The 15,185-nt window shown below is 66.6% G+C and carries 10 protein-coding genes and 3 rRNA genes; 1 reads left to right on the top strand and 12 read right to left on the bottom strand.

Annotated features, from left to right (window positions below; genetic code table 11):
* Nucleotides 1-12: 12 nt before the first annotated feature.
* The 12 genes from ACGH2B_RS15030 to ACGH2B_RS14975 all read right to left on the bottom strand — a co-directional run bounded on the left by ACGH2B_RS15030 (nucleotide 13) and on the right by ACGH2B_RS14975 (nucleotide 13,660).
* A complete protein-coding gene (locus ACGH2B_RS15030; RefSeq protein WP_399088916.1) occupies nucleotides 13-1,005 on the bottom strand; it encodes a lysophospholipid acyltransferase family protein in 993 nt (330 codons plus the stop codon).
* A gap of 14 nt (nucleotides 1,006-1,019) precedes the next feature.
* A complete protein-coding gene (locus tag ACGH2B_RS15025) occupies nucleotides 1,020-2,063 on the bottom strand; it encodes an NAD-dependent epimerase/dehydratase family protein (RefSeq protein WP_399088914.1) in 1,044 nt (347 codons plus the stop codon).
* A gap of 212 nt (nucleotides 2,064-2,275) precedes the next feature.
* Entirely contained in the window at nucleotides 2,276-2,374 is a 99-nt protein-coding gene (locus tag ACGH2B_RS15020; RefSeq protein WP_003948845.1) for a 30S ribosomal protein bS22, read from the bottom strand.
* Nucleotides 2,375-2,492: 118 nt separating this feature from the next.
* On the bottom strand, nucleotides 2,493-2,702 hold the full coding sequence (locus ACGH2B_RS15015) for a helix-turn-helix domain-containing protein (RefSeq protein WP_399088912.1): 210 nt from the start codon (nucleotides 2,700-2,702) through the stop codon (nucleotides 2,493-2,495).
* A gap of 138 nt (nucleotides 2,703-2,840) precedes the next feature.
* Entirely contained in the window at nucleotides 2,841-3,665 is an 825-nt protein-coding gene (locus ACGH2B_RS15010) for a phosphatase (RefSeq protein ID WP_399088910.1), read from the bottom strand.
* 310 nt (nucleotides 3,666-3,975) lie between these two features.
* Nucleotides 3,976-5,151 (bottom strand): acetoin utilization protein AcuC, encoded by a 1,176-nt coding sequence (locus ACGH2B_RS15005; RefSeq protein WP_399088908.1) that lies wholly within the window; start codon nucleotides 5,149-5,151, stop codon nucleotides 3,976-3,978.
* Entirely contained in the window at nucleotides 5,120-6,385 is a 1,266-nt protein-coding gene (locus tag ACGH2B_RS15000; protein ID WP_399088906.1) for an MFS transporter, read from the bottom strand. Before ACGH2B_RS15000 ends, ACGH2B_RS15005 begins: the two co-directional genes overlap by 32 nt.
* A 113-nt stretch (nucleotides 6,386-6,498) precedes the next feature.
* Nucleotides 6,499-7,146, bottom strand: a complete 648-nt coding sequence (locus tag ACGH2B_RS14995; RefSeq protein ID WP_399088904.1) for an HAD family hydrolase — start codon at nucleotides 7,144-7,146, stop codon at nucleotides 6,499-6,501.
* Nucleotides 7,147-7,228: 82 nt separating this feature from the next.
* Nucleotides 7,229-7,345 (bottom strand): 5S ribosomal RNA (gene rrf / locus ACGH2B_RS14990).
* Between the two features lie 73 nt (nucleotides 7,346-7,418).
* Nucleotides 7,419-10,539, bottom strand: a 23S ribosomal RNA gene (locus tag ACGH2B_RS14985).
* A 307-nt stretch (nucleotides 10,540-10,846) separates the two neighbouring features.
* Nucleotides 10,847-12,375, bottom strand: a 16S ribosomal RNA gene (locus ACGH2B_RS14980).
* Together the 16S, 23S and 5S rRNA genes form the textbook arrangement of a ribosomal RNA operon.
* 727 nt (nucleotides 12,376-13,102) lie before the next feature.
* Nucleotides 13,103-13,660, bottom strand: coding sequence for a MarR family winged helix-turn-helix transcriptional regulator (locus ACGH2B_RS14975; protein WP_399088902.1), 558 nt, complete (start codon nucleotides 13,658-13,660; stop codon nucleotides 13,103-13,105).
* A 217-nt stretch (nucleotides 13,661-13,877) separates the two neighbouring features.
* On the opposite strand from ACGH2B_RS14975, the gene ACGH2B_RS14970 reads away from it, so the two are divergent.
* A complete protein-coding gene (locus ACGH2B_RS14970) occupies nucleotides 13,878-15,182 on the top strand; it encodes an MFS transporter (RefSeq protein WP_399097011.1) in 1,305 nt (434 codons plus the stop codon).
* The last annotated feature ends 3 nt before the right edge of the window (nucleotides 15,183-15,185 follow it).

The following is a 15,185-nucleotide window of genomic DNA, read 5'->3' as shown; positions in this document are numbered from 1 at the left end:
TCGGAGCAGGTGTCAGAAGAAGACCGACCGGCGCTGCACCAGCAGTTTGTAGAGCGTGTGCTGAATCGTTTCCCGGACCTGGTCGGTGAGGTTGAACATCAGCATCGGGTCGTCGGCCGCCTCCGGCGGATAGCCGTCCGTCGCGATCGGCTCGCCGAACTGGATCGTCCACTTCGTCGGCAGCGGCAGCGCGCCCAGCGGCCCGAGCCAGGGGAACGTCGGCGTCACCGGGAAGTACGGCAGGCCCAGCACCCGCGCCAGCGTCCGGGCGTTGCCGATCATCGGGTAGATCTCCTCGGCGCCCACGATCGAGCACGGCACGATCGGCACCCCGGCCCGCAGCGCCGTCGAGACGAAACCGCCCCGGCCGAAGCGCTGGAGCTTGTACCGGTCGGCGAACGGCTTGCCGATGCCCTTGAACCCCTCCGGCATCACCCCGACGATCTCGCCGCGCTCCAGCAGCCGCTGCGCGTCCTCCGCACACGCCAGGGTGTGTCCGGCCTTCCGCGCCAGCGCGCTGACCACCGGCAGCACGAAGACCAGATCGGCCGCGAGGAGCCGCAGATGCCGGTCGGCCGGATGGTGGTCGTGGACCGCGGTCTGGAGCATCAGGCCGTCCAGCGGCAGCGTCCCGGAGTGGTTGGCGACGACCAGCGCGCCGCCGTCCGCCGGGATGTTCTCCACACCGCGGACATCGACCCGGAAGTACTTCTCGGCCAGCGGGCGCAGCACCGACATCAGGACCTGGTCGGTCAGCTCCTCGTCGTAGCCGAAGTCGTCGACCTCGTACTCGCCGGTCAGGCGCCGACGCAGGAAGCGCAGGCCACCGGCGAGGCGTTCGTCCAGCGAGCGGCCGCCGCGCGCCGCCGGCGGCGCCGGGCGCGAATCCCCGGTGCGGGCCTCCGGTACGGGCGTGAGTACGGAGGCGGTGCCGTTCACCGTCCGCCGGGCCTTGTGGCGCGCCCGGGGCTCCTCGCCGAACGGAATGACCTTGGCGTCCGCCATCTCGCGTGAACTCCTCACTGGGCCGGGCGCGCGGAGAGCGCGTCGGCGAGCCGGTCGACGGTACGGGCGAGGGTCCGGGGCGGCAGCAGCCCCGGGCCACGGCTGCGGGCGAACTCCGCGAACGTCCGGGCCGTCGTGTACTCCGGCTCGAAGCCCAGCGTCTCGCGCATCTGCGTGGTGCGGACCACCCGGCCGTGGGTCAGCAGCCGGATCTGCTCGGGCGAGAAGTCCGTGACGCCGACGGCGCGGAGCGCGGCACCGGCCCAGGTGACGGTGGGCAGCAGCAGCGGCAGCGTCGGGCGGCCCAGCCGGCGGGCGGTCTGCGACAGCAGCAGTACGCCGTCGCCCGCGATGTTGAAGGTGCCGCTGTTGAGCGTGCCCCTACGTGGTTCGGACGCCGCGATCAGCAGCGCCGCCAGCGTGTCCTCCTCGTGCACGAACTGCAGCCGCGGGTCGTATCCGAGGACCGTCGGCAGCACCGGCAGCGAGAAGTACTCGGCGAGCGGGGAGTCCGCGCACGGCCCCAGGACGTTGGCGAAGCGCAGGACGCACACCGCGACGTCCGGGCGGCGCCGGGCGAAGCCGCGGACGTACCCCTCGACCTCGACGACGTCCTTGGCGAACCCGCCGGACGGCAGCGACTTCGGCGGGGTGTCCTCCCCGAAGACCGCCGGATCGCGCGGGGCGGAACCGTAGACGCCGGTACTGGACTTGACGACCAGTCGCTGCACCCGGGGCGCCTTCTGGCACGCGCCGAGTAGCTGCATGGTGCCGATGACGTTGGTCTCCTTGACGGCGGTGCGGCCGCCGCGGCCGCCCGGCGGGGTGCTGTTGACGTCCATGTGGACGACGGTGTCGACGCCGGTCTCCGCCAGGACGCGGGCGATGGCCGGATGCCGGATGTCGGCCTTCAAGAACTCCGCGCCGCCCATCGGGTGCGCGGGGGCCACCGCGTCGACGCCGATCACCCGCTCCACGGACGGGTCGCGCAGGACGCGCCGGACGAACCGGCCTGCGAGCTGCCGGGCGACTCCCGTGACGAGCACGACCTTGCCCAAGACCGGCACTCCTTCCGCCCTCGGCCCGCCGCCTGGGCCGAGCTGTGCGCTCCACGCTATCGGGTCGCCATCGGGCCACGACGACTCACACCGCCCGGGGCCGCGTTTCCGCCCCACCGGCCCCAGGAGCTCGCCGTACGAGCCGCCGGAACGCACCGTGGCCCCCCACCGCACAAGGCGGTGGGGGGCCACGAAAACGCGATCCGCGTCGCTTACTTCTTGTTGCGACGCTGCACGCGGGTGCGCTTGAGCAGCTTGCGGTGCTTCTTCTTGGCCATCCGCTTGCGCCGCTTCTTGATAACAGAGCCCACGACTACCCTCGCTCACTTCGAATCACTCGGTGCGGGGCGTCCGAGCCCACACTACCTACATCGGGCCAGCCTACCCGGCGCCGGGCGTACGGCGTAATCGAGGGCCCGGGAGTCTCCGTCAGGCCGATTCGACGCCTACGTAGGACTCCCGGAGGTAGTCGTGGACCGCCTGCTCCGGCACGCGGAACGACCGGCCCACCCGGATCGCGGGCAGATGACCGCTGTGCACCAGGCGGTACACGGTCATCTTCGACACTCGCATCACGGCGGCGACCTCCGCCACCGTCAGGAACACGACCTCGTTCAGAGGTTTCTGGTCCGCAGCCATGCCACACCTGCACCTTCCGCATATGACGGGCACCGGCTTCCCCTCCGGTCACTCTTCGTCGCTATGCGCTCACTCCCCAATTTAGGGGCGGGTGATGCGAGTGGGGAAGAGGAGCCACCGGGACCGCGAAAAGCCCAACTAACAGGGCAGTTCTGCCCTATTGAGGACATACCGCCACAGCGGCCGGTAGTGCGCGGCGGCCACCGCGTCGTCCAGCGGCACCACCGCGCACACCCGGCCCTCCGCCTCTCCGACGAACGGCCCCGGATCGTCCGCATCGGCCAGCCCGATCGCCTCAAACCCCAGCTCACCTGCACCGCAGATCCAACCGTGATCGCCGATGACCAGTTCCGGCAACGGCCCGCCGCCCTCCGCCGCGGCGGCGAGGGCCAGCCGCACGGGGAGGGGCGAATGGGTATGCACACGCCCCTTGCCGGATGCGCCCCCCACGCCGGTCCCGCGCATCAGCGCGACTCCCCGTACGTAGTCGAGTACGTACGTGCGTACGCCGCACCCCGCGGTCAGGGCGGCGGGCAGGCCCCGCCCCGGGGTCAGTACGGCGCACCCCGCCGCCGCCAGTCCGTCCGCGAGCGCGGCGTAGAACTCCAGCAGGCCCTGCGGGTGACCGGTGCCGAGCAGTACCGGGGCGCGCCGGCGGGCCGCCGCGGCGATCCGGTCGGCGAACCGTCCCAGGGCGGCGAGCGTACGGTCCGGGTCGATCACGTTCGAGCCCCGGGCGTCCGGAGGGCCCGCCGGCGCCCCGCAGACCCGAGCCATCAGCCGCGCCACCTCCGCGACCGGCCACTCCCCCACCGGGTCGAGCCCCAGCAGCACCCGGGGGTCGCGCGCCGCGAAGAGGCGGTAGCGGGCCAGGCTCTTCTCCCGCGGCGTCGCGAGGGTCCCCGCCAGCCGCGCCTCGATCAGATGGGCGCGCAACGCACCGGTCCCCGACACGCCGCCCATGCTCGCCCGCCACCCGCCCCCACGGGCCGGAACCGCCCGGTAGTCACACATCCGGACGCACGGGGCGCGTCGGAGCCGCGCCCCTCGGGGCAGTGGCCGAACGGAGCGGGCCGAGGCCGGTCCGTACGGGAGCGGGCCGGAGCCACACCGGGAGCGCCGGGAGCACCGCAGGCGTACGAGGGCGGGGCGGGCAGCGCGGGGACGGTCGGGCCGAGGGCGGGGTGAACCGCACGGGGCCGAGCCGCACGGGGACGGACGGACCGAGGCCGAGCCGCGCGGGCCGTGTCCCGCCCCCGTAGCCCCCTTCACCTCACGGCAGCAGGCCGTGTGACGGGAAAACGGCGCGGCGGGTGGCGAGGATCGCCTGGTCGAGCCGGTCGGCCGGGTCGTAGCCGCTGTCGGTGAAGTCGCGCCAGCGCGGTTCGGCGCCGTCGGTCATGCGGTGCGGCGCGGGCTGCCGGGTGCGGCGGAACGCCTCGTGCCGCCACTCCTCGGGCACCCGCGTCCCCGGGTCGAGCGGCCGCCCGGTGGCGATGGCCACCAGATGGGTCCAGGCACGCGGGACGACGTCCACCACCGCGTATCCGCCACCGCCCAGCGCGAGCCACCGCCCGTCCGCGTACTCGTGGGCCAGCGTGTGGCAGGCGAGCGCCACCGTCCGCTGCGCGTCCAGGCTCACCCCCAGATGCGCCAGCGGGTCCTCGATGTGGGTGTCCGTACCGTGCTGGGTCACCAGCACCTGCGGCCGGAACGCGCCGAGCAGCTCGGGCACCACCGCGTGGAACGCCCGCAGCCAGCCCGCGTCGCCGGTCCCGGCGGGCAACGCCAGGTTGGCCGCGCTGCCCTCCGCGCCCGGCCCGCCAGCCTCCTGCGGCCAGCCGGTCCCCGGGAACAGCGTCCGCGGGTGCTCGTGCAGCGAGACGGTCAGCACCCGCGGGTCCTCCCAGAACGCCGCCTGGACACCGTCCCCGTGGTGCACATCGGTGTCGACGTACGCGACCCGCTCCACGCCCAGCTCCAGCAGCCGGGCGATGGCCAGCGCCGCGTCGTTGTAGACACAGAAACCCGCCGCCCCGCCCGGCATCGCGTGGTGCAGTCCGCCCGCGAAGTTCACCGCGTGGAGCGCGTCCCCGCGCGCCAGGGCCTCCGCGGCGCCCACCGACTGCCCGGCGATCAGCGCGGACACCTCGTGCATGCCCGGGAACGCCGGATCGTCCTCGGTGCCCAGCCCGTACCGGGCGTCCGCCACGGCCGGATCGGCGGAGGCGGCCCGTACCGCGTCCAGATAGTCCGCGCGGTGCACCAGCCGCAGCGTGGACTCGCCCGCGGGCCGCGCCGCGACCACCTCCACGGGCGCCCGGTCGAGCCCGAACGCCTCCACCAGCCGCATCGTCAGCGCCAGCCGTACGGGATCCATGGGGTGCCCGCGGCCGAAGTCGTAGCCCGTTACTGCCTCATCCCACATCAGCTGTGCGCGGCCGCTCATGCCCGTCACCGTATCGGGCACCGGATGACCCGAACGAGCGGGCGTACACCAGCGTCACCAGCACCAGCAGCATCGGTACGAGCATCGCGCCCCGATAGCTCCACGCGTCCCCGAGCACCCCGACCAGCGGCGAACCCACCAGAAAGCCCACATAGTTGAAGATGTTGAGCCGGGCGATCGCGCTGTCGGACGCCCCGGCGCCGTTGTGCTCGTACGCCAGCCGTCCGGCCGCCGCGAAGGTCTGCGGCACGATCACGCAGAGCCCGAGGCCGAGCAGGGTGAATCCGGCCATCCCCGTCCGCGGGCCCGGCGCCACCGCCACCACCGCGAACCCTCCGGCCGCGACGACCGCCCCGGCCCGCACCACCGCGCCCGCCCCGAACCGCCGCACCCCCGGATCCCCGACGGCCCGCCCGAGCAGCGTGGTGACCATGTAGACGTTGTACGGCACCGTCGCCACCTGCTCGGAACTGCCCAGCACGTCCTGGAGGTACTTCGCGCTCCAGTTGGAGACCGTCGAATCCCCGATGTACGCGAACGCCATCACCAGACACAGCGGCAACAGCAGCCGCATCGGGACGGCGGCCACGCCGCCCGGCGCGCCGGCACCGCCCTGCCCCTCACCGTTCGGCCCGCCGCGGTCCCGCCCCGCCACCGCCGGCCCGTCGACGAACCACCGCCCGGCGACCACCGCCACCGGGACGAGCACCGCCACCACCGGCCCGTACAGCTCCGCGAGCGACACCTCCCCGTGCGCCCCGGCCCACGCCAGCGACGCCCCGGCGATACCGCCCAGGCTGTACGTGGCGTGGAAGCCGAGCATGATGCTCCGGCCGTACGCCCGCTGGAGGCTGACCCCGAGCATGTTCATGGCCGCGTCCAACACGCCCACCGCCAGCCCGAACACGGCCAGCGCCACGGCCGCCTGCGCCATCGAACCGGCCGCGCCCACCGCCCACAGCGCCAGACAGACCACCGGCTGCGCCGCGCGGAGCACCCGGCTCGGCCGTACCCGCCGCACCAGCCGCTCGGTCAGTACGCTGCCGATCCCGGCCAGCACCGGCACCGCCGCGAGGAAGGCGGGCAGCAGCGCGTCGGAGATCCCGTACCGGTCCTGGATCGCCGGAATCCGCGTCACCAGAAGTGCGAACGCCGTGCCCTGGACGAAGAAGCTGAGGGCCAGCGAGACCCTGCCGTACCGCGCTTGCGTACCGGGAACCCGAGGCGCCGTCATGGCCGCACAGCGTAGAACTCGCCACTACCGAACGGTAGGTGGGTCACACAGGTAATTCCGCGGACGGCGTCCGGCTGTCGACGGGACACGGCGCGGGCGCCGCCCCCGGGGGACTACGCCGACAGCAGCGCGGGCAGCTCCGCCATCTCCGCGAAGAGCCCGGTCGCCTCCGCCAGGCGCGCGGCGGGCGTCATCGCCGTGAAGCCGTACACCTCCATCCCCGCGGCCCGAGCCGCCGCCACTCCCAGCGGACTGTCCTCGACGACGGCACACCGCTCCGGCGCCACGCCCATCCGCTCCGCCGCGTACAGAAAGAGATCCGGCGCCGGCTTCCCCCGGCCGACGTCCTGCGCCGAGAAGATCCGCTCCTCGGCGAAGCGCCCGTAAAGCCCGGTGGTCCGCAGCCCCACCCGGATCCGCTCATGACTACCGGACGACCCGACGCAGTACGGCACCCCCGCCGCCGCCAACCGGTCCAGTACGCCGTCGACGCCCCGCACCGGCTTCAATTCCGTACGGAACGCGGCGAAAACCCGGTCATGGAACGCGTCATCGAACCCTTCGGGCAACCGCTTCCCGGACCGTTCCAGCACCAGGTCATGAATACGGTGCATGGCGGAGCCCATGTAGTCCCGTATCGATTCCTCGTACGTGGTGGGGTGGCCCAACTCCGTCAGGTGCGCGGCGAGAATCCGATTCGAGATCGGCTCGCTGTCCACCAGCACACCGTCATTGTCGAAAATGACCAGGTCGTAGCGCATTCCCCGAGCGTAACCGGGCCTGAACGCAAAAATGCTCCGGTCTCCGCAACCAAACTGGTTGCGGAGACCGGAGCTAAAAATTGTTCGGCGGCGTCCTACTCTCCCACAGAGTCCCCTCTGCAGTACCATCGGCGCTGAAAGGCTTAGCTTCCGGGTTCGGAATGTAACCGGGCGTTTCCCTAACGCAATGACCACCGAAACACTATGAAGTTAACCAACCCGGCACAACACAGGTCGTTACTTCAGAACCTACACAGTGGACGCGAGCAACTGAGGACAAGCCCTCGGCCTATTAGTACCAGTCAACTCCAACCGTTACCGGTCTTCCATATCTGGCCTATCAACCCAGTCGTCTACTGGGAGCCTTACCCCATCAAGTGGGAGGGAGCCCTCATCTCGAAGCAGGCTTCCCGCTTAGATGCTTTCAGCGGTTATCCTTTCCGAACGTAGCCAACCAGCCATGCCCTTGGCAGAACAACTGGCACACCAGAGGTTCGTCCGTCCCGGTCCTCTCGTACTAGGGACAGCCCTTCTCAAGACTCCTACGCGCACAGCGGATAGGGACCGAACTGTCTCACGACGTTCTAAACCCAGCTCGCGTACCGCTTTAATGGGCGAACAGCCCAACCCTTGGGACCGACTCCAGCCCCAGGATGCGACGAGCCGACATCGAGGTGCCAAACCATCCCGTCGATATGGACTCTTGGGGAAGATCAGCCTGTTATCCCCGGGGTACCTTTTATCCGTTGAGCGACGGCGCTTCCACAAGCCACCGCCGGATCACTAGTCCCTACTTTCGTACCTGCTCGACCCGTCAGTCTCACAGTCAAGCTCCCTTGTGCACTTACACTCAACACCTGATTGCCAACCAGGCTGAGGGAACCTTTGGGCGCCTCCGTTACCCTTTAGGAGGCAACCGCCCCAGTTAAACTACCCACCAGACACTGTCCCTGATCCGGATCACGGACCCAGGTTAGACATCCAGCACGACCAGAGTGGTATTTCAACAACGACTCCACAACCACTGGCGTGGCCGCTTCACAGTCTCCCACCTATCCTACACAAGCCGAACCGAACACCAATATCAAGCTATAGTAAAGGTCCCGGGGTCTTTCCGTCCTGCTGCGCGAAACGAGCATCTTTACTCGTAGTGCAATTTCACCGGGCCTATGGTTGAGACAGTCGAGAAGTCGTTACGCCATTCGTGCAGGTCGGAACTTACCCGACAAGGAATTTCGCTACCTTAGGATGGTTATAGTTACCACCGCCGTTTACTGGCGCTTAAGTTCTCAGCTTCGCCATGACGAATCATGACTAACCGGTCCCCTTAACGTTCCAGCACCGGGCAGGCGTCAGTCCGTATACATCGCCTTACGGCTTCGCACGGACCTGTGTTTTTAGTAAACAGTCGCTTCTCGCTGGTCTCTGCGGCCACCACCAGCTCACGGAGAAAATCCGATCACCAGCAATGGCCCCCCTTCTCCCGAAGTTACGGGGGCATTTTGCCGAGTTCCTTAACCATAGTTCACCCGAACGCCTCGGTATTCTCTACCTGACCACCTGAGTCGGTTTAGGGTACGGGCCGCCATGAAACTCGCTAGAGGCTTTTCTCGACAGCATAGGATCATCCACTTCACCACAATCGGCTCGGCATCAGGTCTCACCCTCAATGTCATCCGGATTTGCCTAGATGACGGGCTACACCCTTACCCCGGGACAACCACCGCCCGGGCTGGACTACCTTCCTGCGTCACCCCATCACTCACCTACTACAAGTCTGGTCCGTCGGCTCCACCACTCCCCTTCACCCGAAGGATCCAGGGCGGCTTCACGGACTTAGCATCGCCTGATTCGATGTTTGACGCTTCACAACGGGTACCGGAATATCAACCGGTTGTCCATCGACTACGCCTGTCGGCCTCGCCTTAGGTCCCGACTTACCCTGGGCAGATCAGCTTGACCCAGGAACCCTTAGTCAATCGGCGCACACGTTTCCCACGTGTGTATCGCTACTCATGCCTGCATTCTCACTCGTGAACCGTCCACAACTCGTTTCCACGGCTGCTTCACCCGGCACACGACGCTCCCCTACCCATCACCACACCCGTTAGGGCTCATATGGCAATGACACGACTTCGGCGGTGTGCTTGAGCCCCGCTACATTGTCGGCGCAGAATCACTTGACCAGTGAGCTATTACGCACTCTTTCAAGGATGGCTGCTTCTAAGCCAACCTCCTGGTTGTCTCTGCGACTCCACATCCTTTCCCACTTAGCACACGCTTAGGGGCCTTAGTCGATGCTCTGGGCTGTTTCCCTCTCGACCATGGAGCTTATCCCCCACAGTCTCACTGCCGCGCTCTCACTTACCGGCATTCGGAGTTTGGCTAAGGTCAGTAACCCGGTAGGGCCCATCGCCTATCCAGTGCTCTACCTCCGGCAAGAAACACACGACGCTGCACCTAAATGCATTTCGGGGAGAACCAGCTATCACGGAGTTTGATTGGCCTTTCACCCCTAACCACAGGTCATCCCCCAGGTTTTCAACCCTGGTGGGTTCGGTCCTCCACGAAGTCTTACCTCCGCTTCAACCTGCCCATGGCTAGATCACTCCGCTTCGGGTCTTGAGCATGCTACTAAAACGCCCTATTCGGACTCGCTTTCGCTACGGCTCCCCCACACGGGTTAACCTCGCAACATACCGCAAACTCGCAGGCTCATTCTTCAAAAGGCACGCAGTCACGACACAAGGACAAGTCCTTGTGCGACGCTCCCACGGCTTGTAGGCACACGGTTTCAGGTACTATTTCACTCCGCTCCCGCGGTACTTTTCACCATTCCCTCACGGTACTATCCGCTATCGGTCACCAGGGAATATTTAGGCTTAACGGGTGGTCCCGCCAGATTCACACGGGATTTCTCGGGCCCCGTGCTACTTGGGTGTCTCTCAAGCAAGCCGTCAATGTTTCAGCTACGGGGGTCTTACCCTCTACGCCGGACCTTTCGCATGTCCTTCGCCTACACCAACGGTTTCTGACTCGCCTCACAGCCGGCAGACTGTGAAAGAGAGATCCCACAACCCCAACCACGCAACCCCTGCCGGGTATCACACGTGACTGGTTTGGCCTCATCCAGTTTCGCTCGCCACTACTCCCGGAATCACGGTTGTTTTCTCTTCCTGCGGGTACTGAGATGTTTCACTTCCCCGCGTTCCCTCCACACTGCCTATGTGTTCAGCAGCGGGTGACAGCCCATGACGACTGCCGGGTTTCCCCATTCGGACACCCCCGGATCAAAGCTCGGTTGACAGCTCCCCGGGGCCTATCGCGGCCTCCCACGTCCTTCATCGGTTCCTGGTGCCAAGGCATCCACCGTGCGCCCTTAAAAACTTGGCCACAGATGCTCGCGTCCACTGTGCAGTTCTCAAGCAACGACCAGCCACCCACCACCCCAACCCGAAGGCTGAGTTCACTGGGGCCGGCATCGCGAAGGTACGAACTCTCGTCCGTGCCCTCAGACACCCAACAGCGTGCCCGACACAACCAGATGACCCTCACGTTCCACGCCGAAGCAGTACTAATGACAATCAACCGAGTGTGCCGAGTAGTCAACGTTCCACCCATGAGCAACCAGTGCAAGACATTCGCTCACAAACTGGCCTCTGACCTCACCCCGAAGGACTCGGTAAGAAGTGCTCCTTAGAAAGGAGGTGATCCAGCCGCACCTTCCGGTACGGCTACCTTGTTACGACTTCGTCCCAATCGCCAGTCCCACCTTCGACGATTCCCTCCCACAAGGGGTTGGGCCACCGGCTTCGGGTGTTACCGACTTTCGTGACGTGACGGGCGGTGTGTACAAGGCCCGGGAACGTATTCACCGCAGCAATGCTGATCTGCGATTACTAGCGACTCCGACTTCATGGGGTCGAGTTGCAGACCCCAATCCGAACTGAGACCGGCTTTTTGAGATTCGCTCCACCTCGCGGTATCGCAGCTCATTGTACCGGCCATTGTAGCACGTGTGCAGCCCAAGACATAAGGGGCATGATGACTTGACGTCGTCCCCACCTTCCTCCGAGTTGACCCCGGCAGTCTCCTGTGAGTCCCCATCACCCCGAAAGGCATGCTGGCAACACAGAACAAGGGTTGCGCTCGTTGCGGGACTTAACCCAACATCTCACGACACGAGCTGACGACAGCCATGCACCACCTGTACACCGACCACAAGGGGGCGACCATCTCTGGCCGTTTCCGGTGTATGTCAAGCCTTGGTAAGGTTCTTCGCGTTGCGTCGAATTAAGCCACATGCTCCGCCGCTTGTGCGGGCCCCCGTCAATTCCTTTGAGTTTTAGCCTTGCGGCCGTACTCCCCAGGCGGGGAACTTAATGCGTTAGCTGCGGCACGGACGACGTGGAATGTCGCCCACACCTAGTTCCCAACGTTTACGGCGTGGACTACCAGGGTATCTAATCCTGTTCGCTCCCCACGCTTTCGCTCCTCAGCGTCAGTATCGGCCCAGAGATCCGCCTTCGCCACCGGTGTTCCTCCTGATATCTGCGCATTTCACCGCTACACCAGGAATTCCGATCTCCCCTACCGAACTCTAGCCTGCCCGTATCGAATGCAGACCCGGGGTTAAGCCCCGGGCTTTCACATCCGACGTGACAAGCCGCCTACGAGCTCTTTACGCCCAATAATTCCGGACAACGCTTGCGCCCTACGTATTACCGCGGCTGCTGGCACGTAGTTAGCCGGCGCTTCTTCTGCAGGTACCGTCACTCTCGCTTCTTCCCTGCTGAAAGAGGTTTACAACCCGAAGGCCGTCATCCCTCACGCGGCGTCGCTGCATCAGGCTTTCGCCCATTGTGCAATATTCCCCACTGCTGCCTCCCGTAGGAGTCTGGGCCGTGTCTCAGTCCCAGTGTGGCCGGTCGCCCTCTCAGGCCGGCTACCCGTCGTCGCCTTGGTAGGCCATTACCCCACCAACAAGCTGATAGGCCGCGGGCTCATCCTTCACCGCCGGAGCTTTCCACCACCAGACCATGCGGTCGGTGGTCGTATCCGGTATTAGACCCCGTTTCCAGGGCTTGTCCCAGAGTGAAGGGCAGATTGCCCACGTGTTACTCACCCGTTCGCCACTAATCCACCACCGAAGCGGCTTCATCGTTCGACTTGCATGTGTTAAGCACGCCGCCAGCGTTCGTCCTGAGCCAGGATCAAACTCTCCGTGAATGTTTCCCGGTAATCCGGGTGAACACACACGGGAGCGGAACCATCGGAGGAATAGTCCGATGGTTCACAGCGTCCTCGCTGTGTGTGCCACCGTCACCCTGTGGGCTTTGGTGGGCTTTCAAAGGAACCTCGTTCCGGCCTGATGGCCGGTAACGGGGTATCAACATATCTGGCGTTGACTTTTGGCACGCTGTTGAGTTCTCAAGGAACGGACGCTTCCTTTGTGCCTGTTTCACCAGGCTCTCCGGGCGCTTCCCTTCGGTCTTGCGTTTCCGACTCTATCAGATCCTTTCGGTTCTGATTTCCGCCGGTGCGGTCGGGCCTTTCGGCTTTTCCGCGTTTCCAACCTTACCAGATCCGCTGGGCGTTTCCGGCCCCCTGTTGGAGCGGGGTGGCCTTCGGCTTTCGCTTTCCGGCCTTTCCGACTCTAGCAGATCCGATTCTCGCCGTTTCCGGTCCGAATTCGTTTCCGATTACCCGTCGGAGGGTTTGCTTCGGCCTGCGCACTTTCGTTTGCGGGCCTTGGCGGGTCACTACTTTAGCGGAATTCCCCGGTGACGCATAATCACGTCGCGGTGTGAAATTCGGGCATGCCGAAATTCGTCCCGGTGAGGAGTCGTGCAGTAGTGGTGTGCCGCGATGCGGCGGATGGCTGCCACAGAACCGTTCCGGCTACGTGGCAACTCGGAGAACACTACGTATCGGCCAGGGGCGTGTCAAACGCTGGTCAGTCGAGGTCGGTGAGGCGGCCTTCGGCGTCGGGCTGGGTCTCCTCGACGCGGCGCAGGAGGCGGGTGAGGACCGCGCCGAGGACGCGGCGCTCCTCGCCGTCGAGGTCCTGGAGGAGGTCTTCCTCGAAGACGGAGGCCATGCGCATCGCCTCCAGCCACTTCTCGCGGCCCTCGTGGGTCAGCTCGACGATGACGCGGACCCGGTTGTTCTCGTCCCGCTCGCGGTTGACCAGTCCTTCGGCGGCCATGCGGTCGATGCGGTGGGTCATCGCGGCGGGGGTGAGGCCGAGGCGCTTGGCGAGTTCGCCGGGGCCCAGGCGGTACGGGGCGCCCGAGACGACGAGGGCCTTGAGGACCTCCCATTCGGCGTTGCTCATGCCGAGGGTGGCGGTCTGGCGTCCGTAGGCGACGTTCATCCGCCGGTTGAGCCGCTGGAGTGCGGAGACGACCTGTTCCACCTGGGGGTCGAGGTCTTGGAACTCTCGCTGGTAGGCCGCGATCTGTTCCTCAAGGCTCGGCTCGGCGGTGCCGGCCGTATCTGAGGTCTCAGGCATGCGCCGCAGTATGGCATGGAACTCATTGGCGTTGAAGTCCTTCGCCATGTACTCTTTAGCTTCGAACTTTAGAGTTGAAGTCTTCAGGGTGTGACCGTCCCGGTCCCCTGGAGAGGCGGGGGCGCTTCCGTGTGTCCACGCGCCGGTCCGCCGGACTTCCTCCGCCGTTCGTTCCGTACTTCCTGACCGTCTTCCGACCTGACCTAGGTAGGTGAGTGTGACCACCGCGATGGGCGCCGCGCTGCGCCGGATCCAGCTGGGGAACGCGCTGAGCGCGTTCGGCAACGGCTTCACGGTTCCGTATCTCTACGTCTATGTGGCGAAGGTGCGGGACCTGGGCGCCAGTACCGCGGGTGTGGTGCTGGCGATGCTCGCCGTGTCGGCGCTGGTCGTGCTGCCGCTGACCGGTCGGGCGATCGACCGGCGCGGGCCCCTTCCGGTGGCCGTCGTCGGTACCGTCTCGGCGGCGGTCGGTGCGCTGGGTCTGGGGCTGTCCGTCAGTGAGGCGCAGGTCATCGCGTCGGCGGTGGCGCTCGGTGCCGGTATCGCGGTGATCCAGCCGGCGCTCGCCACGATGATCGTGTGGTGCTCGACGACGGTCACCCGCTCGCGGGCGTTCGCCACGCAGTTCTTCCTGAACAACCTCGGGCTCGGTATCGGCGGGCTCGTCGGCGGGCTGCTCGTCGACGAGACGAACGCGTCGAGCTTCGTGCGGCTCTTCGCCATCGAGGCGGCGATGTTCCTGGTGCTCGGCGCGGCGGTGGCGACCGTACGGCTGCCGCGGGCGCCGAAGGTCGAGGACGCGGTGCCGACCGGTGAGCGGCCGCAGGGCGCCTGGCGTGCGCTGCTGTCGGACCGGCGGATGGTGTGGCTGTGCGTGCTGGGCTTCGTGCTCTTCTTCGCCTGCTACGGGCAGTTCGAGTCGGGTCTCGCGGCGTACGCCACCGAGGTCACCCGGATCGCGCCGGCGACGCTGGGTATCGCGCTGGCGGCCAACACCGCGGCGATCGTGGTGGCGCAGTTCGTGGTGCTCAAGCTCGTCGAGCGGCGGCGCCGCAGCCGGGTGATGGCGGTGGTCGGGCTGATCTGGACGGTGGCGTGGATCGCCGCCGGGCTGTCCGGGCTGGTGCACGGCGCGCAGGTGGTGGCGACGACGCTGCTGATCTCGACGTACGCGCTGTTCGGCATCGGGGAGTCGCTGCTGTCGCCGACGGTGTCGCCGCTGGTGGCCGATCTGGCTCCGGCGTCGCTGATCGGGCAGTACAACTCGGCGTTCGCGCTGGTCAAGCAGTTGGCGCTGGCGGTCGGTCCGGCCGTGGGCGCGCTGATGGTGGGCCACGGGATGTCGGTGGCGTACGTCGGGATGCTGGTGCTGTGCGCGCTGGGGATCACCGCGCTGTCGCTGCGGCTGGGGCGGATGCTGACCCCGGCGCAGGACAACCCGCACCGGGTGGCGGCCGCTCCGGCCCGTCCGGCGGCGGATCCGGCGGCCGAGGCGGAGACCGCGGTGGCGGTGGCCTGAACG

Origin of the sequence: Streptomyces sp. BBFR2 (genome assembly GCF_044497305.1) — a bacterium.
Classification (GTDB): domain Bacteria; phylum Actinomycetota; class Actinomycetes; order Streptomycetales; family Streptomycetaceae; genus Streptomyces.
The sequence above is the reverse complement of the archived record's forward strand: the minus strand, read 5'-3'. Positions and strand labels throughout refer to the sequence as shown.